Here is an 18,587-nt window from a genome sequence, read left to right as displayed (position 1 = left end):
CGCCCTAGCCGATCAACCACCGTGCTTAAGTGGGCCCCATGGCTGACGAAACCTCCACCACGACGGCTACGACGTCAGGGCCGCCCGAGCCGCCCGCCGCCCTCACGGCCGCCCCCGGATACCAGGTACGGCGCCTGTACCAGGCCTACCTCGCGGTGTGGATCCGGGCGGTGGATCCCACGCTCACCGGACCGCAGTTCGCCGTACTGCAGGCCGTGGACGCCTCGCCGGGCCGCGACCAGCGGTCGATGGCGTCCGCGGTGGCCCTGGACACGTCGACGATGGCGGACGTGGCACGTCGCCTGGAGAACCGGGGGCTGCTCCTGCGCAGGACGGCCGCCGACGACGGCCGCCGCAAGCTCCTCTATCTGACCGAGGAGGGTGAGCGCACCCTCCGCGACTCCAACCGTCGCGCCCGCGAGCTCGACGAGCGGCTCCTGGAGCCGTTCGGGGGCGAGCGGCGCGAAGAAGTCATGCATCTCCTCACGTCCCTCGCCGATCACTGGGAGGGGCTGACCGAGGACTCATAGCCGTACGCATCGCCGTACGAGAACATCCGGAGGATCCCGTGGCAGTGACCGCGACGACAGCGACCGACCACCACATCGGCATGATCGTGCCCAGCTCGAACCTGACGATGGAGACGGAGCTGCCGCGCATGCTGCGCGACCGCGAGTCCGTGGCTCCGCAGGATCGGTTCGTCTTCCACAGCAGCCGGATGCGTATGAAGCACGTGACGCCCGAGCAGCTGAAGGCCATGAACGCGCAGACCGAGCGGGCCGCGCTCGAACTCGCCGACGCCAGGCCGGACGTGGTCGCCACCGCCTGCCTCGTCGCGATCATGGCGCAGGGCCCGGGACACCACTGCACGGCGGAGGACGAGATCACCGCCGCCCTGCGCTCCGAGGGCGCACAGGCGCCGGTGATCTCCAGCGCGGGCGCCCTGCTCGACGGCATCAAGGCGCTCGGCGCCGCACGGGTGGCGATCATCACCCCGTACATGAAGCCGCTCACGAAGATGGTCGCCGACTACATCGAGGACACCGGGATCGAGGTCGTGGACGCGCTCAGCCTTGAGGTGCCGGACAATCTGGCGGTCGCCCGGCTCGACCCGGCCGACCTGCGCGACCACTGGCGGCGCGTGGATCTGAGCCGCGCCGACGCGCTCGTCCTCTCGGCGTGTGTGCAGATGCCTTCGCTCGCGTCGATCCAGGCGGTGGAGGACGCGGCGGGTCTTCCCGTCCTGTCGGCGGCCACCGCGACGGCGTACCGCGTCCTGACCGAACTGGGGCTGCCGCCGCATGTGCCGGGCGCGGGCAGTCTGCTGCGGGACCCGAGTGGTTCTTGAGCGCAGGGGGCCGAGCGGGCACGATGAACGGACGTACGCGAAGTCCGTCTGAACGCCCGCCCGACCCATGGGAGTTGACGCATGACCGCGATCCCGCCGCCCGCCGCCCACCCGATCGACACCAGCAAGCCGCATCCCGCCCGGGTCTACGACTGGTTCCTGGGCGGCAAGGACAACTATCCGGTGGACCAGGAGCTCGGGCTCCAGATCGTGTCGCTCGAACCGCAGGCCAAGTACTACGCGCAGCACAACCGTTGGTTCATGCAGCGCGCCACGCGACGCCTCGCGGGAGAGGCCGGAATACGCCAGTTCCTCGACGTCGGCGCCGGGATCCCCACCGAGCCGAACCTCCACCGCATCGCCCAGTCGGCCGCCCCCGAGGCACGTGTGGTGTACGTGGACAACGATCCGACCGTGCTCGCGCACGCGGAGACGCTGCTGCGGGGGACGCCCGAGGGGGCGACGGAGTTCCTCCAGGTGGACGCGCGCGAGCCGGACAAGATCCTCGAACAGGCCGAGGGCGTACTGGACTTCAGCCGGCCGATCGCCCTTTCGCTGCTCGCGCTGCTGCACTTCATCAGCGATGACGACGGTGCGTACGACGTCGTGGAGAAGCTCGTGGCCGCCCTCGCTCCGGGCAGCCACCTGGTCCTGTCGCAGATCTCCAGCGACTTCGATCCGGAGCGGACGCGGCAGGCGGTGGAGATGTACAAGGCGGGCGGCGTCACGCTGGCGCCGCGTGCGCGGGCTCAGGTGGAGCGGTTCTTCGAGGGCCTGGAGCTCCTTGACCCCGGCATCGTGTGGGTGCCGGACTGGCATCAGGAGCTCGGCGTCGACGAGGTCAGGAGCGGGGCTGCGGTGCCGATGTACGCGGGGGTGGCGCGCAAGCCGTAGCAGGTGGTGATCGGGATGGCGGAAATCGCCCTGCGCCCGGTGAGTTGACGGCAGGCTGAGCTCGGGCCCCCGGCAACGGCGCCGCACCCATGGGGCAGGATGACGCTCGCGCCGGACACGAACATACGTCCGGCGCGCCCGTACGACCTGGAGAAGGAACTGATGGAGCGAGCCCTCACATGGCACGACCTGATCACCGCCGGTATCGCGGTGGCCGTTGGCATCGCGGCGGGTCTGCTGCTGCGCATGATCCTGCGGTGGCTGGGCGAACGGGCCAGCAGGACCCGCTGGAGCGGCGATGACGTCATCGTCGACGCCGTGCGCACCCTGGTTCCCTGCGCGGCGATAACCGCGGGCGCGGCCGTCGCCGCGGCCGCGCTGCCGCTCACTCCCAGGACCGGCCGCAACGTCTCGATGACGCTGACCGCCCTGCTCGTCCTTGCCGGGACCCTGACGGCGGCCCGCGTGGTCACCACCCTGGTGAAGTCCCTCGCGCAGTCCCGGTCGGGTGTCGCGGGTTCGGCGACGATCTTCGTCAACATCACCCGCGTCGTCGTGCTCGCGATGGGCTTCCTCGTCGTCCTGCAGACGCTCGGCGTCTCCATCGCCCCGCTGCTCACGGCCCTCGGCGTCGGCGGCCTCGCGGTGGCCCTGGCCCTGCAGGACACCCTGGCCAACCTCTTCGCGGGCGTACACATCCTCGCCGCGAAGACGGTGCAGCCGGGCGACTACATCCGGCTCAGCAGTGGTGAAGAGGGCTACGTCGTCGACATCAACTGGCGCAACACGGTGGTGCGTCAGCTGTCGAACAACCTCGTCATCATCCCCAACGCCCAGCTCGCGGGCACGAACATGACCAACTTCAGCCGTCCCGAACAGGACCTGTCGATCATGGTCCAGGTCGGCGTCAGCTACGACAGCGACCTGGAGCAGGTCGAGCGGGTCACGACCGAGGTCGTGGAGAACGTCATGAAGGACGTCGAAGGCGCCCTTCCCGAGCACGAACCGGCCGTGCGCTTCCACACGTTCGGCGACTCCAGGATCAGTTTTACGGTGATCCTGGGCGTCGGCGAGTTCAGCGACCAGTACCGCATCAAGCACGAGTTCATCAAGCAGCTCCACCAGCGCTACCGCGCCGAGGGCATCCGGGTGCCCGCCCCGGTCAGGACGGTGAACGTGCAGCAGGGTGAGCTGCCGCCGGGCCTGATCCCGCACCAGCGTGAGGTTATCGTGCCGACGAAGTCGGTGCCGTAGCGGCGCCCCACACACACTCACATCGGCCGATCCCCGCACATGCGACACGCATGGCATGCGGGGGTCGGCCGATGCCGTTCCGGCCCGTAGTTGTTCCGGCCCCTCAAGAGGGCGTTTGACAGGTCCGCGCCGGGCAGATCATTATTCCATTAATTGTTTAATGGAATCGAGAGAGGCGCGCGTGGACATGACCCTTTCCGACCCCACCGAGGCCGGCGGATCCCTGAGCGCGACCGCGCTCGAGGCCCGCGGTCTGGGCAAGCGCTATCGCCGCGGCTGGGCGCTGCGTGACTGCTCCTTCCGGCTGCCCGCCGGGCGGATCTGCGGTCTCGTCGGCCCCAACGGCGCGGGAAAGAGCACCCTGTTGGGGCTCGCGACCCGCCTGGTGACCCCGACCGCGGGCGAACTGCGCATCTTCGGCGTGCCCGCGGACGACCCGGCCGCGATGCCTCGCTACGCCTTCCTCTCCCAGGACAAGTCGCTGTACAAGAGGTTCACCGTGGCCGAGACGCTGCGCATGGGCAGCGAGCTCAACCCCGGCTGGGACATGGCCGCCGCCGAGCGGATCGTGCGCTCCGGCAATGTCCCGCTGGACGCCAAGGTCGGCACGCTCTCCGGGGGACAGCGCACCCGCGTCGCGTTCGCGCTCGCCTTCGGCAAGCGGCCCGATCTGCTGCTGCTCGACGAGCCGATGGCCGACCTCGACCCGCTGGCCCGGGACGAGATGAGCTCCCTGCTGATGTCCGAGGCCGTCGAGCGCGGCACGACGGTGGTGATGTCCTCCCACATGCTGGCCGAGCTCGAGGACATGTGCGACTACCTCCTGGTCGTCGCGGGCGGCAGGATCCGGATGGCCGGCGACGCCGATGAGCTGGTCAGGGCCCACGCCCTGGTGACCGGGCTCGCGCCCGACGGGAAGCCGCCCGCGGACCTCACCCCGCACACGACGGTCGAATTCCGGGCCCAGGGCCGCCAGTTCCGTGCCCTTCTGCGCCCGGGCGGCCCGATGGCCCCGGACTGGGAGGTCTCCGAGCCGAGCCTGGAGGAAGTCCTGCTCGCCCACCTCCGCTCACCGGACACGGAGCCGCTGTTCACGCACGAAGCACGCATCGAGACCGAGGGGATCGCCGCCGCATGAGCACCACCCTGACCGAGCAGCCGCGCACGGGGCAGTCGGCCAAGAAGCCGGGCCTGCTGCACGGGCTCACCTGGCTCGTCCTGCGTCAGCACCGCACCACGACGTGGCTCGTCGTCGCCCTGGTCGTGCTCGGCGCGGCCGTGATCGTCTACGAGCGTGGCGTGATGGCCGACATGCTCGCCGGGAGGGGCTGGCCGGAGAAGGAGGTCCACCTGATCTCGGCCCCGCAGAGTTACCAGTACATCACCTCGGCACTGGGCGCCGTGCCCGTCGTCCTCAGTGTCTTCCTCGGCGCCCCGCTGATCGCGAGCGAACAGGAACACGGCACCGCGCAGCTGGTCACCACGCAGTCGGTGCCGCGCCGCCGCTGGCTCGCGGCCAAGCTGGCCTGGTGCCTCTCGCTCGTCCTGATGTCCACCGTCGTACTCTCCACGCTGCTCTTCTGGTGGTGGGAGCCCTACCGCGATCTCATCCTCTCGGAGTGGCTTTCGGGCGAGGTGTTCGACAACACCGGCCCCATGCTCGCGGCGCTCTCCCTCTTCCTCACCGTCAGCGGCATCGCGATCGGCATGCTGCTGCGCAGGGTGCTGCCCGCCATGCTGGCCACCTTCTTCTTCGCCCTGGTCGTAGTGGTGGCCTGGGGCGAGTTCCGTGACCGTCTCGCCACCCCGCGCCTGGCCACCTACCCGCTGAACGGCGACACGCCCCCCATCCTCGACAGCAGCAGCGCCGTGGAGACGGACCGCTGGATCGGCACCGCGGACGGGCAGCTCTACGGATGGGGCACCTGCGCCGAGCAGACCGAGAAGGCCACCAACGCCTGCATCAAGGAGCACGGCATCGTCAACAACGTGGTCGAGTACTTCGCCTACGACCAGATGCCGGGCATGCAGTGGACCGGCGCCGCCCTGCTCCTCGGCGCGACCGCCGCCGTGGCCGTCTTCGTCCTGTGGTGGGCGTCGCGGCGCCCCCTCTAGGACAACCGTGAAGGCAAGTACGTAAAGTGGCCGCAAACGAGCAGAGAGTGGGGACAGTGGTCGAATTCCGCATCGACCGGCGCAGCGGTGTGGCCACGTATCTCCAGATCGTGCGCCAGGTCGAACAGGCCCTGCACATGGGTGCGTTGGTGGAAGGCGACCGGCTGCCCACGGCCGCACAGGTCGCGGCGACCACGAAGGTCAATCCGAACACGACGCTCAAGGCCTACCGCGAGCTGGAACGCGCGGGTCTCGCCGAGGTCCGTCAGGGAGCGGGTACGTTCATCACCCGCTCCCTCGCCCGGCCGCAGGCGGGACCGGACTCTCCGCTGCAGGGCGCGCTGACCGAGTGGATGCGCGAGGCACGGGCGGCAGGGCTCACCGGGCAGGACGTGACGGCGCTGTTCGAGGCCGTGCACGCGGCCACGTTCCAGGCGGATCCGGCCGGCTGAGGCCCGTTACCGCGGGCCACACTCGACAAACCCTATAAGCAACCGCTTAGTATCGGGTGTGCGGGGCTCCTCGCCCCGGGATCGGTACCGCCGTCACCGTCACCGCATGGAGAATCCGCATGGCATCCCTGCTCCTTTCCCGCCGCGATCTCGAGTTCCTGCTGTACGAGTGGCTCGACGTGCCCGCGCTCACCGGCAGGGAGCGGTATGCCGACCATTCCCGCGAGACGTTCGACGCCGCACTTGAGCTGAGCGAGCAGATCGCCACGCGGCACTTCGCCCCGCACAACAAGAAGGCCGACGCCCAGGAGCCCACCTTCGACGGGGAAACGGTGCACATCATCCCCGAGGTGAAGGAGGCACTTCGCGTCTTCGGGGACTCGGGGCTCCTGGCCAGCGCCATGGACCACGAGATCGGCGGCGGGCAGCTGCCGTCCGTGGTGGCGCAGGCCTGCTTCGCGTGGTTCCAGGCGGCGAACGTCGGCACGGCCGCGTACCCCTTCCTGACCATGGGCAACGCCAATCTGCTCCTCGCGCACGCGTCGAAGGAGCAGATCGAGACCTTCGTACGCCCCATGGTCGAGGGCCGCTTCCTGGGCACGATGTGCCTGTCGGAGCCGCAGGCAGGTTCGTCGCTCGCCGATGTGCGCACGCGGGCCGAGGAGCGGGCGGACGGGACGTACCGCCTCTTCGGGAACAAGATGTGGATCTCCGGCGGCGAGCACGAGCTCTCGGAGAACATCGTGCATCTGGTGCTCGCGCGCATCCCCGGCGGCCCGCCCGGTGTGAAGGGGCTCTCGCTGTTCATCGTGCCCAAGGTCCTGGTCGGCGACGACGGTGTGCTCGGCGAGCGCAATGACGTCGTGCTCGCCGGCCTCAACCACAAGATGGGCTACCGAGGGACCACGAACACCCTGCTGAACTTCGGCGAGGGCGCCCACCGGCCCGGCGGCGAGCCCGGCGCGGTCGGCCACCTCATCGGGGATGCCAACCACGGCCTGGCGTACATGTTCCACATGATGAACGAGGCCCGGATCGGCGTGGGCCTCGGCGCCACCGCGCTCGGCTACACCGGCTATCTGCACGCCCTGGACTACGCGCGCACCCGCCCGCAGGGCCGCCCCCTCACCGCCAAGGACCCGGCAGCCCCGCAGGTCCCGATCATCGAGCACGCCGACGTACGCAGGATGCTGCTCGCCCAGAAGGCGTACGTGGAGGGCGCGCTCGCGCTCAATCTGTACTGCGGGCGGCTGCTCGACGAGCAGAACACCGGCACCTCGCCCGAGGAGCGCGACGAGGCCAAGCTGCTGCTCGACGTGCTGACGCCGATCGCCAAGAGCTGGCCGTCGCAGTGGTGCCTGCAGGCCAACGACCTGGCCATCCAGGTGCACGGCGGCTACGGATACACGCGCGAGTACAACGTCGAGCAGTTCTACCGCGACAACCGCCTCAACCCCATCCACGAGGGCACGCACGGCATCCACGGCCTCGATCTGCTCGGCCGCAAGGTCGTCATGAACGGCGGCGCGGGGCTGCGGCTGCTCGGCGAGCGCATCGCGAGGACGACGGCCCGCGCCGCCGCTGCGGGCGGCGTCGCGCCCGGGTACGGGCGTGCGCTCGACGCGTCCGTGGCCCGTGCGGTGGACGTGACCCAGCGGCTCTGGTCGACCGGTGACCCGCAGACGGCACTCGCCAACGCCAGCGTCTACCTCGAAGCGGTCGGGCACGTGGTCGTCGCCTGGATGTGGCTGGAGCAGCTGCTCGCGGCCGAACCCGGCACCGAGGACTTCCACGCGGGCAAGCGCGCCGCCTGCCGCTACTTCTTCCGTCATGAACTGCCCAAGACGGAAGCCCAGTTCACGCTCCTGGAGAGCCTGGACCGGACCGCTCTCGAGCTGGCCGAGAACGCCTTCTGACCCAGAAGTAGAGGACCACCGAGCACACCGCGGCGAACGCGCACCACGTGGAGACGTACTCCCGCCGCCACAGCACCGCACACACCCCCGCCCCGACGGCGACCAGGACGCCGAAGAGGGCCAGGCCCCGGTCGCCGGAGAGGAGCAGGGAGCCGATGGTGGCCAGGAGGTATCCGGCGACGATCAGCTCGGGCTGGGGCAGGCCGAACGCGTACCCGACCGTGTGGCCGCGGATCTCGGCTGTCACCGTACGGGTCGCCAGGCTGTAGGAGAGCGCCGCCGCCGTCGCGATGCCCGCGGCGAGGGGGATCAGCAGGCGGCGGCGCGCGTTCGGCGGCGCCGCGCACAGCACCGCCGCGGGCATCCACAGCGGGAGCAGCGGCAGGGCGATCACGGTCCAGGCGACGGTGGCGGGACCCGTGCCCCCGCCACCTCGCCAGACCTGGGACTCGATGATCTGGTGGGCGCCGAGAAGGATCGGGAGCGCGGCGAGCGGCACATCGCCAGGGCGGGCCCCACGGGCCGCCCTGGTCACACTTGCGACTCCCACAACGGCGATACCCGTGCCCGCCACGAGATCGGCCGTCTCGCTCCAGCACATGGCTCCCACGCTACGACCCCCGTCACCGGGGGGCGCGGCGAGGCGGGCCGCAGGGGTTACGCGGGGCCGCGCGGGTCGGGCTCGATGTTCTGGTTGAGGCGGAAGACGTTGTCGGGGTCGTACGCGGCCTTGACGCGGGCCAGGCGGGCGTAATTGTCGCGGTAGCTGGCCCGTACGCGCTCCTGCCCCTCGTCCATCATCATGTTCACGTAGGCGCCGCCCGCCGAGAACGGGTGCAGCGCGTCGAAGTAGTCGACGGTCCAGCGCTTGATGAGGTCGGCGTTGGACGGGGACGCGTCCACTCCCGCGTAGACGCAGCCCCAGCGGGCGCCGCGGTAGCTCCAGGCGGTGTCCGTGGGGCTGTGGTCGTGGGCCGCGCCGTCGATGGGGTAGAGGTGCATCGTCGACTTCATGGTCGGCACCTCGGCGCCGAACTTGGCGTGCAGGGCGACGGCGTCGTCCGGGATCTCGTCGACGAAGTCCGCGCGCCAGTACCACTGGTCGCCGGGCGGGTAGAGCCCGTCGAACATGGACTGGAGCACGGGGTGCGGCAGCTCCCCCACGGCGTGCAGGAGCGGATCGGGCAGCGCGTCGAGCAGGGGCGCCATGGCGTGGGCCGCTGCATCGGCGTCATCGGTGGTGTGACACCAGACGACGCCGCAGATCTTGCGCAGGTGGAGGCTCTCGGGGAACGGCGGGGCCGGGGGCACGGTGCCGAACATGAAGAAGCCGGTCGTGTCGCGGGGCGCACCCGGCAGGAAGTCGCGGTAGGCGGCGAGGACTTCGGCGCCCTGCTCGACGGGCCAGAAGGTGGGGCCCGCGATGACCGTGCTCAGCTCGTGGAGCCGGAAGAGGAACGAGGTGACGACGCCGAAGTTGCCGCCGCCTCCGCGGATCGCCCAGTAGAGGTCGGCGTTCTCCTCGGCGCTCGCCCGCACCTGACGGCCGTCGGCGAGGACGAGGTCGGCCTCCAGGAGGTTGTCGATGCTCAGGCCGAACCTGCGGGTGAGGTGGCCGAGGCCGCCGCCGAGGGTGAGGCCGCCGACGCCGGTCGAGGAGATGATGCCGCTGGGCGTGGCCAGGCCGTGCTCGTGGGTGGCGCGGTCCACCTCGCCCCAGACGCAGCCGCCGCCGACCCGCACGGTCCGGGCCCGTGCGTCGACCTCGATCGCCTTGAGAGGCGAGAGGTCGGCGACCACACCGTCATCGACGGTGCCCAGGCCCGCTCCGTGGTGGCCGCCGCCGCGGACCGCGAGCGGCAGGCCGTGCGCGCGGGCGAAGCCGATGACGCGGGACACGTCGTCGGCGTCGGTGCAGCGGGCGACGAGCGCGGGGCGCTTGTCGGCCATGGCGTTGTAGACGGCGCGCGCCTCGTCGTACCCGGCGTCCTCCGGCCCCTTCAACTCCCCTTTGAATCCTGCGAGTTCCCGGCGTGCATCCTGTGCGGGCGTCATGGACATGTGCTCCCCCGTTGGATCGGCGCATCCGATGAGCCCGTTCTAGTCCCGCCCCCGACGCACCGATATCCGTGCCCATCACCCAGCTCACGTCCGGCCATTGCCTACTTTTGCCTACTTTTCGCGGCCGATCTCGATCCCCAGCTGTGCGGCGCGGGCGGCGACCTCGCGCCGGGTGCGGGCGCCGAGCTTCTCCAGGACCGCGCGGACGTGGTTGTCGACCGTGCGGACGGAGAGGAAGAGCCGCCCTGCGATCTCGATGTTGGTCAGGCCCTCCACCAGGAGCCTTCCGACCTGGAGCTGGCGGCCGGTGAGGCCCGCCGGGTTGCGGCGGGTCGCCGCGTGCGGGCCGCGCGGGATCCGGGCGACGCCGAGGGTGCGCAGTTCGTTGCGGACGATCCGGGCCAGGGGTTCGGCGCCCAGTGCGTCGAGGCCGGAGAGCGCGGTGAGCTTGTCCGCCGGGTCCGGGCTGTCCGCGAGGGCGGCGGCGTATTCGTAGGGGCAGCCCGCCGCCCGCCAGGCCTCGGCGGCGAGGCGCCACCGCCCGGCGGTCTGCAGGGCGTACGGATGGTCCGATGCGTCCGCGGGGACGGGGTGCCCCGCCTTGGCCAGCCAGTGGCCGAGCTCCGCGCGGTACGGCGTCGCGGCCAGGCCCCGCGCCTGTACGTACAGGGGGCCGACGGCGTCGGTCACGGCCGCGTGGTCACCGCGCAGCCAGGCGGCCTCCGCCCTGGCCGCGGCGACCGGGGCCGTGCGCTGGAGCTCCCGGGTCCGCGCGGCGACGTCCCAGGCCCGTCCGAGGAGTTCGTCGGATCCCTCCGCACCGCGCCGGATCCGCACCCGCGCGAGGACGGTCAGGGCGGGGCAGCGCGCGGGCGGGAACTCCTGCGCGTCACCGGACTCGGCGAGCTTCGCCGCCTCGTTCCATTTGCCGGCGGCGAACTGCCGCAGCGCGAGCTCCACTTGGAGGTAGCGCAGGAACCCCAGGTGTTCCGTGCGGTCCGCGAACTCCATGGCGGGAGCCAGGAAGTGGTCCGCCTCCGTGAAGCGCAGGTTCTCCAGGAGCGTCCAGATGACATTGGCGTAGGCGCGGCAGGCGTGCTCGGCCTCGTCCGCCTTCAGCGCGACCGCCAGGCTCTCCTCAAGCTGTGGGCGGCCAAGGGGGTCGCCGCCGCGCCAGCGGGCGGTGCCCACGTTGTTGAGCGCGTGCGAGAGGATCGCCGCGTCCCCCGTACGCCGGGCCAGGGTGATGGCGCGTTCGCCGTAACCGATGGCCTCGGCGTACCGGTCGGAGAGCATGCGGAGCTGAGAGGTGTTGCTGAGCGCGAGCGCCAACAGCCGCTCGTCACCCGCCTGTTCGAGTACGTCTATGGCCTCCCGGGCGGCCTCCTGTGCCGCGTCCGCGTCGCCCGCCCACCAGTGGATCCGCGAGAGCCAGCGCAGATCGGCGCCCAGCGCCCTCATGTCGCCGAGGGAGCGGCGCAGGGCGACGGCTTCCCGTTGGGCGCCGACGGCGGCTGGTGAGTCGGCGATGGTGTAGCTCTCCACCGCGAACCGCTCAAGCAGATCGGCGAGTTCGGCAGGGCCATAGCGGCTGCGCTGCGCCAGGACGAGCCGCAGCTGGGCGGCGGCCTCTCGGTGCGCGCCGGTGCGTGCGGCGTCCCTGGCCGCGTCGGGTCCGTAGCGCGCGATGGCGTCCTGGTCGCCCGCCTGGGCGGCGTGGTGGACGATGCGCGAGTAGTCGGCGCCGGGCTGCGCGACCAGGACGGTGAGCACTTTCCGGTTGAGCTCGATGCGGCGTGCCGCGGGCAGCGAGTCGGCGATGGCCCGCCGGATGATCTCGTGCCGGAACACCACTCGCTCGGGGGCGACGACAAGGAGGCCGCGCCGTTCCGCCTCGGTCAACTGGCCCACTCCGTACGGCAGTAGCGCGTCGGCCAAGGGGCGCTCGGTCGCCGACGGCACCACGGCGAGCTGTTCGAGCGCGTCGCGTGCGGCGTCGTCTAGGCCTCGAAGGCGGGCCAGAACGGCGTCGACCACGGTCGGGGGCACACCCCCGGTGCCGCCCGCCGCGACGACCTCGGCGACGTAGAAGGGGTTGCCCGACGTCACGGCGTACACCTGCGCGGGATCGAGGCGGCTTGGCGCGCTCAGGGTGCGCACCGCGTTCCGGGACAGGCGGGACAGGGGTACGCGGTGCACGCGGGCCGCACGCGACACCTGGCCCAGGAGGTGGCGCAGGGGATGCTCGCGGCTCAACTCGTCGTCGCGGTAGGTCAGTACGAGGACGGCGGACATCCGGTCCATGCGGCGTACGAGGAACCGCAGCGCGTCGAGAGAGGCCTCGTCCGCCCAGTGCACGTCCTCTACGACCAGGACCGTCGGATGCGGCGGTTCGCCGAGCTCGGCACGCAGCGCGTCGTACACCCGATGCCGGTCGCCGCCCTCGGTCACCGCCCGCGCCAGCTCGGCCCGCACGCTGCCGACTAGGTCACGGAACGGCCCGAGCGGGCGCCGCGTGGCAAGGTCGTCGCACTGCCCGACAAGCACCCTGGCCTGCGTGGACAGCACACCCGGCAGCGCGTTCACGAGGCTCGACTTGCCGATGCCCGCCTCACCGAAGACGAGCGCCACCGAACCCGCGCCGTCGGCCGCTTCCCGTACGGCGGCGGTCAGCCTGACCAGCTCAAGATCCCGCTCGAGGATCCCCCCGTCCACGCGGCAGATTCTCCCACGCGACCGCGCATTTCCCCCGCCCGTACTGAGGTTCGGTCAGCACGGACGGGCCTCGGGTGCGGGCGTACGGCGATGGCGGCGGCGTCGAGGCCGTCGCGCAGGTAGGGCCAGGCGAGGCTGGAGGGGGTTCCCCGGTCGCGGCCGTACCGCCGCGGGGCCCTCCGCCAAGCGACATGAGTAAAGCAGGTACGCTTGCGTCATCGATCTCACGATGATCGCACCCTCGTTCCTGCCAGGAGGACGCATGACCTCGGCGTCGCAGACCGCACGCACCCCCCAGACCCTCGACCGCCCCTTCAGCGTCGGCAGCCTCACCTTGCCCAACCGCATCGTGATGGCACCCATGACCAGGGAATTCTCACCGGACGGCGTGCCGGGCGCGGACGTGGCCGAGTACTACGCCCGCCGGGCCGCCGCGGGTGTCGGCCTGATCATCACCGAGGGGACGTACGTCGACCACGCTTCGGCCGGTACGAGCGACCGTGTCCCGCGTTTCTACGGGGACGACGCCCTCGGAGGCTGGCGCAAGGTGGTCGACGCCGTGCACGCCTCGGGCGGCAAGATCATTCCGCAGCTGTGGCACGTCGGCGTCGCGCGCGACGAGGGCACGGGCCCGGTGCCCTCCGCTCCCTCGGCCAGCCCCTCCGGGATCGGCCTCGACGGACAGCCCAAGGGCAGCGCCCTTACCGCCTCCGACCTCGACGACGTGATCCGGGCGTTCGCGGACGCCGCGGCGGCCGCCGAGCGCATCGGCTTCGACGGTGTCGAACTGCACGGCGCGCACGGCTACCTGCTCGACCAGTTCCTCTGGGAGCGCACGAACCAGCGCACGGACGGCTACGGCGGCGACATCGATTCCCGCACCCGCTTCGCCGCGGAGATCGTCGCGGCTGTGCGCGCCGCCGTCTCGCCCGACTTCCCCGTCGTCTTCCGGCTCTCGCAGTGGAAGGCCGGGAGCTACGACGCACAGCTCGCCGAGACCCCCGAGGAGCTGGAGCGCCTGCTGACGCCGCTGGTGAACGCGGGTGTCGACGTACTGCACGCCTCCACACGGCGCTACTGGGTGCCCGAGTTCGAGGGCAGCGACCTCAACCTCGCGGGCTGGATCAAGAAGGTGTCGGGCAAGCCGGTGATCACCGTGGGCTCGGTCGGCCTCGACCAGGTGTTCATCGGATCGCAGGGCTGGGCTGCGCCGTCCGCCTCCACCGGCATCGACCCGCTCATCGACCGCCTGGAGCGGGACGAGTTCGACCTGGTGGCGGTGGGCCGCGCCCTCATCGCCGACCCGGAGTGGGCGGCCAAGGCCCTGGAGGACCGCCTCGGTGACGCGCTGCCCTTCGACAAGTCGCAGCTGAAGAGCCTGGTCTGAGTGACGGGCGCCGCGAGTACGGCGACAGCAGCTAAGGCAATACGCTGCTGTCGCCCGCGGTCGCGTAGGATATGCGCATGACCTGGCCTGCCACCGAGCGCTACTTCCCCACCGCCGTCCCCGGCGGCCTTGGCCTCGTGCAGGACATCCTGAACACCGCGCCCTCCGGCGGCGCGGCGGAGGCCGACCTCCTCGGGGACGTGGCCGCCGCGCAGGCCTGGGTCTCCGTGGCACTGCCCACCTGGGCCGAGAAGACAGGGCGCACGGCGGCGCGGCTCACGCTCACCGAAGAGGACCTGCCCAAGCTGCGGCAGTTGCGCGAACAGCTGCGCCGGGCCCTGCACTCGCGGTGCGGCACCACCGGCGGCGAGAGCGAGAGCACCCGCTTCACCTCATGTGCCCTTCAGGTCAACCTGCACGGCGACGCGGCCCTGACCACCGAGCCCGAGGGCGAGGGCTGGCGCTGGCTGACGTCCGCCGTGCTGTGCGAGGCGCTGCTCGCCCAGACCACCGGAGAGTGGCGGCGCCTGAAGATCTGCCGCAACGAACGCTGCGCCACGGCGTTCTACGACCGCTCCCGCAACAACAGCGGCGTCTGGCACTCCACCCGGGACTGCGGAAACGCCGCGAACCTGCGGGCCTCGCGCCAACGCCGCCGCGCGGGCGCGGAAGCGGAGCCGACGCCGGACGTCGGCGGTCAGGCGTAGGGCCACCGCGGCCGTCAACTGCCGTACTCCACCAGGCTGGTGGGTATCACGATGCGCCGCACCGGCCCGGGCGTCGGCTTCCTGCCGGTGTCGGATCCCCTCCCCCGCAGCCGGTCGGCGAGGAGTTCGCCCGCGGCCCGGCCGAGCTCGTCGCTGTCGTACGCGACGAGCGTGAGCGGCAGGCCGAGCGCGTCGGCCAGTTCGAAGTCGTCGAAGCCCGCGAGCGCGGTGTCGGTGCCGGAGGCGCGAATGGCTCGGAACGCCCCTATCGTGTTGCGGTTGTTGGAGCAGAACAGCGCGGTGGGCGGCTCGGGCAGCGCCAGGAGTTCGGCCGCGGCCCTTCGCGCCTCGCGCGGCTCGGTCTGCCCCTGTCGTACGTGGTGCTCGTCGAGCGGAATGCCGTGGGCGGCGAGGGCGGCGGCGTATCCGCGCAGGCGCTCGGTGCCGGTGTAGACGGCGGGCGGTGAGCCGAGGAAGCCGATCCTGCGGTGGCCGCGGGTGATCAGGCGGGCGGTGGCGGCGCGGGCCCCGCCGAAGTCGTCGACAAGGACACAGTCGGCCTCGAATCCCTCGGGCGGCCTGCTGGCGAGCACCACGGGTACGCCGTCGGCCGCGGCGGCGGCGAGATGGCGCTGGTCGGCTGTCGCGGGGACGGCGATGATGCCGTCGACGCGGCGGGCCACCAGGTCGGCGACGAGCTCACGCTCGGCGTCCAGGTCCTGGCCGGTGTTCCCGATGACGGTCTTGAAGCCATCGCCCGCGATGACGGAGTCCACTCCGAGGGCGAAGCGCGAGTAGAAGGGGTTGGCCAGGTTCGTGACGACGAGTCCGACCAGGCCGGTGCCTCGTCCGAGGCGCAGACTGCGGGCCACTTCGTTGGGCCGGTAGCCGATCTCCGCCGCGGCGGCCCGGATGCGTTCCCGGGTGGCCGGGAGCACGCTCGCGTCGTCGCGCAGGGCCCTGGACGCGGTCATCGCGCTGACGCCCACCCGCTCGGCGACGTCCCGCAGGGTGGGCGGGCCTTCCGTGGGTGGCCGCGGTTCGGGCATCGTCATGTGTGTCCTCTCCCCGGGGAGCGCCTCACCGCCCGGCGCCCATCGGCATCCACGTACACCGCGGCCCCGATCAGCGCCGCATCCGCGCCCAGCGTGCCGGGGCGCGGTCTCACCGGAGTATCCCCGAGGCCGGCGCCGATGGCCGGGCCGACCAGGTCCCAGGACAGCGCCATGGCGCCGCCGACGACGACCGCCGACGCGCCGAAGTCGCGTACGTATGGGGCGATAACGGTACCGAGAGCGGCAAGGGCCTCGTCAAGGACCTGCCCCGCCCACTTCTCACCCTCCCGCGCGCGCACGGCGATGTCCCGCACATCCACGTCGTGGCCGCCGTGACGGGAGCCGCGGCGAGAGCCATAGCGGGCCAGGATCGCCCGCCGCGAGACGGAGTGCTCCAACGGGGCGCCTGACCAGCGAAGCAGGTCGACGCGGCCCTCGGGCGGCACCCCGGGCCCTGCCCGGCGCACGACCCCGTCCGCGAGGAACGCCGACCCCACCCCCGACCCCAGGGTGATCCCCACACAGCGCCGGTGGCCGGCCGCGGCCCCCGCACACCACTCCCCCAGCGTGAACGCGTGGGCGTCGTTCAGGAACACCACGTCCGCGGGCCTCGGCCGCACGCCGTCGATGAGCACCGAGCGCACATCGATGCCGTACAGATCCTCGAACTTCCCCACGCCCTTGAAGCGGGCGATCCCCTTCTCGTGGTCGAAGGGTCCCGGCACGGCGGCGCCCCACACCTGACCCGCGGGCACCTGAAGCTCCCCGGCACAGCGCACGACCGTGCCGAGTATGTGCTCGGCGTTGCCCCACGCATCGAGCGGGCGCCGGACGCGGCGGCTCACCCGGGTGCGCAGCGGGTCCACCAGAGCGGCGGTGACATGGGTGCCGCCGATCTCCAGAACGGCTCTCACGAGTGGCCCGCACGCACGGCCCGACGGTCTCTCACGAGCGCCTTCACCACCTTCGCAGGGCCTCCACGCGCCTGAAGGCGGTACCCGCCGACCGCCGCGGGCACCGTCAGCGTCTCCGCGTACGCCAGCGCGTGCCGCTCCCCCGCCGATGTCAGCACGGTGATCCCCTCCCCCTCCACCACATTGAGCACGTGGAACCGCCCCGCCGTGTCGTCGCCGACGACGGCGTCCGCGTCGAGGGCGTAGCGCCGCACCTCGTAGAACATCTCGTCGAGCGCGCCGAGCAGTTCCTCGCGCCAGCCGTCCCCGCGCCGCAGTACGTGAGGCTCCTGCACCAGATCGCGTGCCACCGCATCGCCGCGCCGCTCCGTCTCCAGGTTGGCGAGGCCGTGTTCGTAGGGCAGGGGGCGCGGGTTGCCGTCGGCGTCAGGCCGCAGCCAGTCGTAGAAGCGCAGGCTGTAGAGGTACGGGGTCGCGCTGATCTCCAGGACGAGGTTGCCGGCGCCGCTGGCGTGCGGGGTACCCGCCGGGATCATGAAGAGCCTGCCCTGTTCGGCCGGGAACGTCATGACGTGGTCCCCGGGATCCATCGACACCCCGTCGTGCGCCGCTTCCTCGATCTCCTTGCGGAAGAGAGCGAGGTCGGCGTCTTCGCGCAGGCCGAGGTAGACGCGCGTGTCGGCGCTGCCGAGCGTCATGTAGTACGTCTCGTGCTGCGTGTAGTGCCAGCCGAACCGCTCCCGCATGTACGGCTCCTTGGGGTGGCAGTGCACCGACAGATTGCCGCCGCCCACGGTGTCCAGATAGTCGAAGCGGATCGGGAAGGAGGTGCCGAAGCGGGCGTGCGACTCCGGTCCGAGCACCTCGTCGGGGTGCAGGACGCACAGGAGTTGGAAGGGGACCTCCGCCTGGGTCTCGGGGCCGTGGCCGATGAGGATGCCCGCTTCGGGGGCGATGAGTTCGTAGCCGAGGGCGGTGTTGCGCGCGCCGGAGTCGAAGCCGAGCGCGCGCTGCCCCCAATGTCCGCCCCAGGGGGTGGAGTTGAAGAACGGTCTGGTGCGTACGGGATGCCGGGCGAGGTCGGCGTAGCTCGCCCGCAGGCCTTCCCCGTCGAGGAACACGGGCCGCCCCGGATCCTGTACGTCCAGCCAGCCGTCCAACTGGCCGACGACGGCGTCTCGGTGGCGGTCGAGCATCGGCCAGTCCACGTAGAAGAGCCGCTTCAACTCGGGCCGCTCGCCGGGCAGTCCGAGGTTGCTCCCTTCCCCGGTCACCACCGCGGACTCCGCGTACCGCTTGGGCAGATCGGCGTACCAGAGCACGTCGTGCAGGACCAGCGAGGCGCCGGGCCCGTAGACGAGCAGCAGGCCTTCCGTGTCGCCGTCGCCGCCCCCGTCAATGTCCTCCTGCGGGAGTTCGTGGAACAGATCGGACAGGGGGTTCTCCGCGAGCTTGCAGTAGTACGGGTCGTCGGCGTCCGGCGCGCTCATGGTGCGGCGCCGCACCACGGCGGGGGGCGCGTAGCGCGTACGGATGTCGAGGGTGCGCACGGGCAGGTGGCATGCGGCGGGGAGCCGGGCCGCGATGGTCTCCCAGTCGGCGGTCGGTGGCCCATCGACGGCCACGATCGCCGGTTCGGAGGGCAGTCGGGCCGCCACGGCCTGCCAGCCACTGATCAGCACGGTCCCCGGTGCCGGGGGGTAACGCGGGTCGAGCCGGTACACGCATGCTCCTTCGAGCGGAGGTTCTTGTCGGGGATTCGCGGAGGT

At 71.4% G+C, this 18,587-nt stretch carries 16 protein-coding genes; 10 read left to right on the top strand and 6 right to left on the bottom strand.

Features of this window, described 5'->3' with window-relative positions:
* Nucleotides 1–38 precede the first annotated feature (38 nt).
* The 8 genes from ACFQ7F_RS02145 to ACFQ7F_RS02110 all read left to right on the top strand — a co-directional run bounded on the left by ACFQ7F_RS02145 (nt 39) and on the right by ACFQ7F_RS02110 (nt 7,979).
* Complete coding sequence (locus tag ACFQ7F_RS02145) at nt 39–530, top strand: MarR family winged helix-turn-helix transcriptional regulator (protein ID WP_383264687.1); 492 nt, start codon at nt 39–41, stop codon at nt 528–530.
* 80 nt (nt 531–610) lie between these two features.
* Entirely contained in the window at nt 611–1,348 is a 738-nt protein-coding gene (locus tag ACFQ7F_RS02140) for an Asp/Glu racemase (protein ID WP_383264857.1), read from the top strand.
* Between the two features lie 81 nt (nt 1,349–1,429).
* Nucleotides 1,430–2,242: an SAM-dependent methyltransferase gene (locus ACFQ7F_RS02135; protein ID WP_383264684.1), complete on the top strand. Its 813-nt coding sequence runs from the start codon at nt 1,430–1,432 to the stop codon at nt 2,240–2,242.
* Nucleotides 2,243–2,404: 162 nt separating this feature from the next.
* Entirely contained in the window at nt 2,405–3,496 is a 1,092-nt protein-coding gene (locus tag ACFQ7F_RS02130) for a mechanosensitive ion channel family protein (RefSeq protein ID WP_383264854.1), read from the top strand.
* A gap of 187 nt (nt 3,497–3,683) precedes the next feature.
* On the top strand, nt 3,684–4,634 hold the full coding sequence (locus ACFQ7F_RS02125) for an ABC transporter ATP-binding protein (RefSeq protein WP_383264681.1): 951 nt from the start codon (nt 3,684–3,686) through the stop codon (nt 4,632–4,634).
* Nucleotides 4,631–5,611, top strand: a complete 981-nt coding sequence (locus ACFQ7F_RS02120) for an ABC transporter permease subunit (protein WP_383264678.1) — start codon at nt 4,631–4,633, stop codon at nt 5,609–5,611. Before ACFQ7F_RS02125 ends, ACFQ7F_RS02120 begins: the two co-directional genes overlap by 4 nt.
* Before the next feature lie 47 nt (nt 5,612–5,658).
* The gene (locus tag ACFQ7F_RS02115) at nt 5,659–6,063 is read left to right on the top strand and encodes a GntR family transcriptional regulator (protein WP_383264676.1); all 405 of its coding nucleotides are present in this window, start codon (nt 5,659–5,661) and stop codon (nt 6,061–6,063) included.
* Between the two features lie 119 nt (nt 6,064–6,182).
* Entirely contained in the window at nt 6,183–7,979 is a 1,797-nt protein-coding gene (locus ACFQ7F_RS02110) for an acyl-CoA dehydrogenase (protein ID WP_383264673.1), read from the top strand.
* Here the strand turns inward: ACFQ7F_RS02110 and ACFQ7F_RS02105 are convergent.
* The 3 genes from ACFQ7F_RS02105 to ACFQ7F_RS02095 all read right to left on the bottom strand — a co-directional run bounded on the left by ACFQ7F_RS02105 (nt 7,921) and on the right by ACFQ7F_RS02095 (nt 12,755).
* Nucleotides 7,921–8,580, bottom strand: a complete 660-nt coding sequence (locus tag ACFQ7F_RS02105) for a DUF6629 family protein (RefSeq protein ID WP_383264670.1) — start codon at nt 8,578–8,580, stop codon at nt 7,921–7,923. The two genes, ACFQ7F_RS02110 and ACFQ7F_RS02105, sit on opposite strands and share 59 nt — an antisense overlap.
* A gap of 56 nt (nt 8,581–8,636) precedes the next feature.
* Nucleotides 8,637–10,040: an FAD-binding oxidoreductase gene (locus tag ACFQ7F_RS02100; protein WP_383264667.1), complete on the bottom strand. Its 1,404-nt coding sequence runs from the start codon at nt 10,038–10,040 to the stop codon at nt 8,637–8,639.
* Between the two features lie 111 nt (nt 10,041–10,151).
* The gene (locus tag ACFQ7F_RS02095) at nt 10,152–12,755 is read right to left on the bottom strand and encodes an ATP-binding protein (protein WP_383264664.1); all 2,604 of its coding nucleotides are present in this window, start codon (nt 12,753–12,755) and stop codon (nt 10,152–10,154) included.
* Between the two features lie 262 nt (nt 12,756–13,017).
* Here ACFQ7F_RS02095 and ACFQ7F_RS02090 point away from each other — a divergent pair, with 262 nt between their 5' ends.
* Both ACFQ7F_RS02090 and ACFQ7F_RS02085 read left to right on the top strand, forming a co-directional pair.
* Nucleotides 13,018–14,142, top strand: coding sequence for an NADH:flavin oxidoreductase (locus tag ACFQ7F_RS02090; protein WP_383264661.1), 1,125 nt, complete (start codon nt 13,018–13,020; stop codon nt 14,140–14,142).
* A 77-nt stretch (nt 14,143–14,219) separates the two neighbouring features.
* On the top strand, nt 14,220–14,849 hold the full coding sequence (locus ACFQ7F_RS02085) for a CGNR zinc finger domain-containing protein (RefSeq protein ID WP_383264658.1): 630 nt from the start codon (nt 14,220–14,222) through the stop codon (nt 14,847–14,849).
* A gap of 14 nt (nt 14,850–14,863) precedes the next feature.
* Here the strand turns inward: ACFQ7F_RS02085 and ACFQ7F_RS02080 are convergent, their stop codons facing one another.
* Genes ACFQ7F_RS02080 through ACFQ7F_RS02070 form a run of 3 tightly spaced genes read right to left on the bottom strand, consistent with a single transcriptional unit; the run spans nt 14,864 to nt 18,542 of the window.
* The gene (locus ACFQ7F_RS02080) at nt 14,864–15,898 is read right to left on the bottom strand and encodes a LacI family DNA-binding transcriptional regulator (protein WP_383264851.1); all 1,035 of its coding nucleotides are present in this window, start codon (nt 15,896–15,898) and stop codon (nt 14,864–14,866) included.
* A 2-nt stretch (nt 15,899–15,900) separates the two neighbouring features.
* Nucleotides 15,901–16,818: an ROK family protein gene (locus ACFQ7F_RS02075; RefSeq protein WP_383264656.1), complete on the bottom strand. Its 918-nt coding sequence runs from the start codon at nt 16,816–16,818 to the stop codon at nt 15,901–15,903.
* A complete protein-coding gene (locus ACFQ7F_RS02070; protein WP_383264653.1) occupies nt 16,815–18,542 on the bottom strand; it encodes a class I mannose-6-phosphate isomerase in 1,728 nt (575 codons plus the stop codon). The genes ACFQ7F_RS02075 and ACFQ7F_RS02070 overlap by 4 nt, the downstream gene beginning before the upstream one ends.
* Between the last annotated feature and the right edge of the window lie 45 nt (nt 18,543–18,587).

Source organism: Streptomyces sp. NPDC056486, from assembly GCF_042795295.1.
In the GTDB taxonomy this organism is placed as follows: Bacteria; Actinomycetota; Actinomycetes; order Streptomycetales; family Streptomycetaceae; genus Streptomyces.
Note: the sequence above shows the minus strand (reverse complement) of the source record. Positions and strands in the feature narration are given on the sequence as shown.

Bases quoted from the DNA above. Each gene is read 5' to 3' on its own strand.
- ACFQ7F_RS02145 (WP_383264687.1), top strand. From the start codon at position 39: ATGGCTGACGAAACCTCCACCACGACGGCTACGACGTCAGGGCCGCCC.
- ACFQ7F_RS02140 (WP_383264857.1), top strand. From the start codon at position 611: ATGATCGTGCCCAGCTCGAACCTGACGATGGAGACGGAGCTGCCGCGC.
- ACFQ7F_RS02135 (WP_383264684.1), top strand. From the start codon at position 1,430: ATGACCGCGATCCCGCCGCCCGCCGCCCACCCGATCGACACCAGCAAG.
- ACFQ7F_RS02130 (WP_383264854.1), top strand. From the start codon at position 2,405: ATGGAGCGAGCCCTCACATGGCACGACCTGATCACCGCCGGTATCGCG.
- ACFQ7F_RS02125 (WP_383264681.1), top strand. From the start codon at position 3,684: ATGACCCTTTCCGACCCCACCGAGGCCGGCGGATCCCTGAGCGCGACC.
- ACFQ7F_RS02120 (WP_383264678.1), top strand. From the start codon at position 4,631: ATGAGCACCACCCTGACCGAGCAGCCGCGCACGGGGCAGTCGGCCAAG.
- ACFQ7F_RS02110 (WP_383264673.1), top strand. From the start codon at position 6,183: ATGGCATCCCTGCTCCTTTCCCGCCGCGATCTCGAGTTCCTGCTGTAC.
- ACFQ7F_RS02105 (WP_383264670.1), bottom strand. From the start codon at position 8,580: ATGTGCTGGAGCGAGACGGCCGATCTCGTGGCGGGCACGGGTATCGCC.
- ACFQ7F_RS02100 (WP_383264667.1), bottom strand. From the start codon at position 10,040: ATGTCCATGACGCCCGCACAGGATGCACGCCGGGAACTCGCAGGATTC.
- ACFQ7F_RS02090 (WP_383264661.1), top strand. From the start codon at position 13,018: ATGACCTCGGCGTCGCAGACCGCACGCACCCCCCAGACCCTCGACCGC.
- ACFQ7F_RS02085 (WP_383264658.1), top strand. From the start codon at position 14,220: ATGACCTGGCCTGCCACCGAGCGCTACTTCCCCACCGCCGTCCCCGGC.
- ACFQ7F_RS02080 (WP_383264851.1), bottom strand. From the start codon at position 15,898: ATGCCCGAACCGCGGCCACCCACGGAAGGCCCGCCCACCCTGCGGGAC.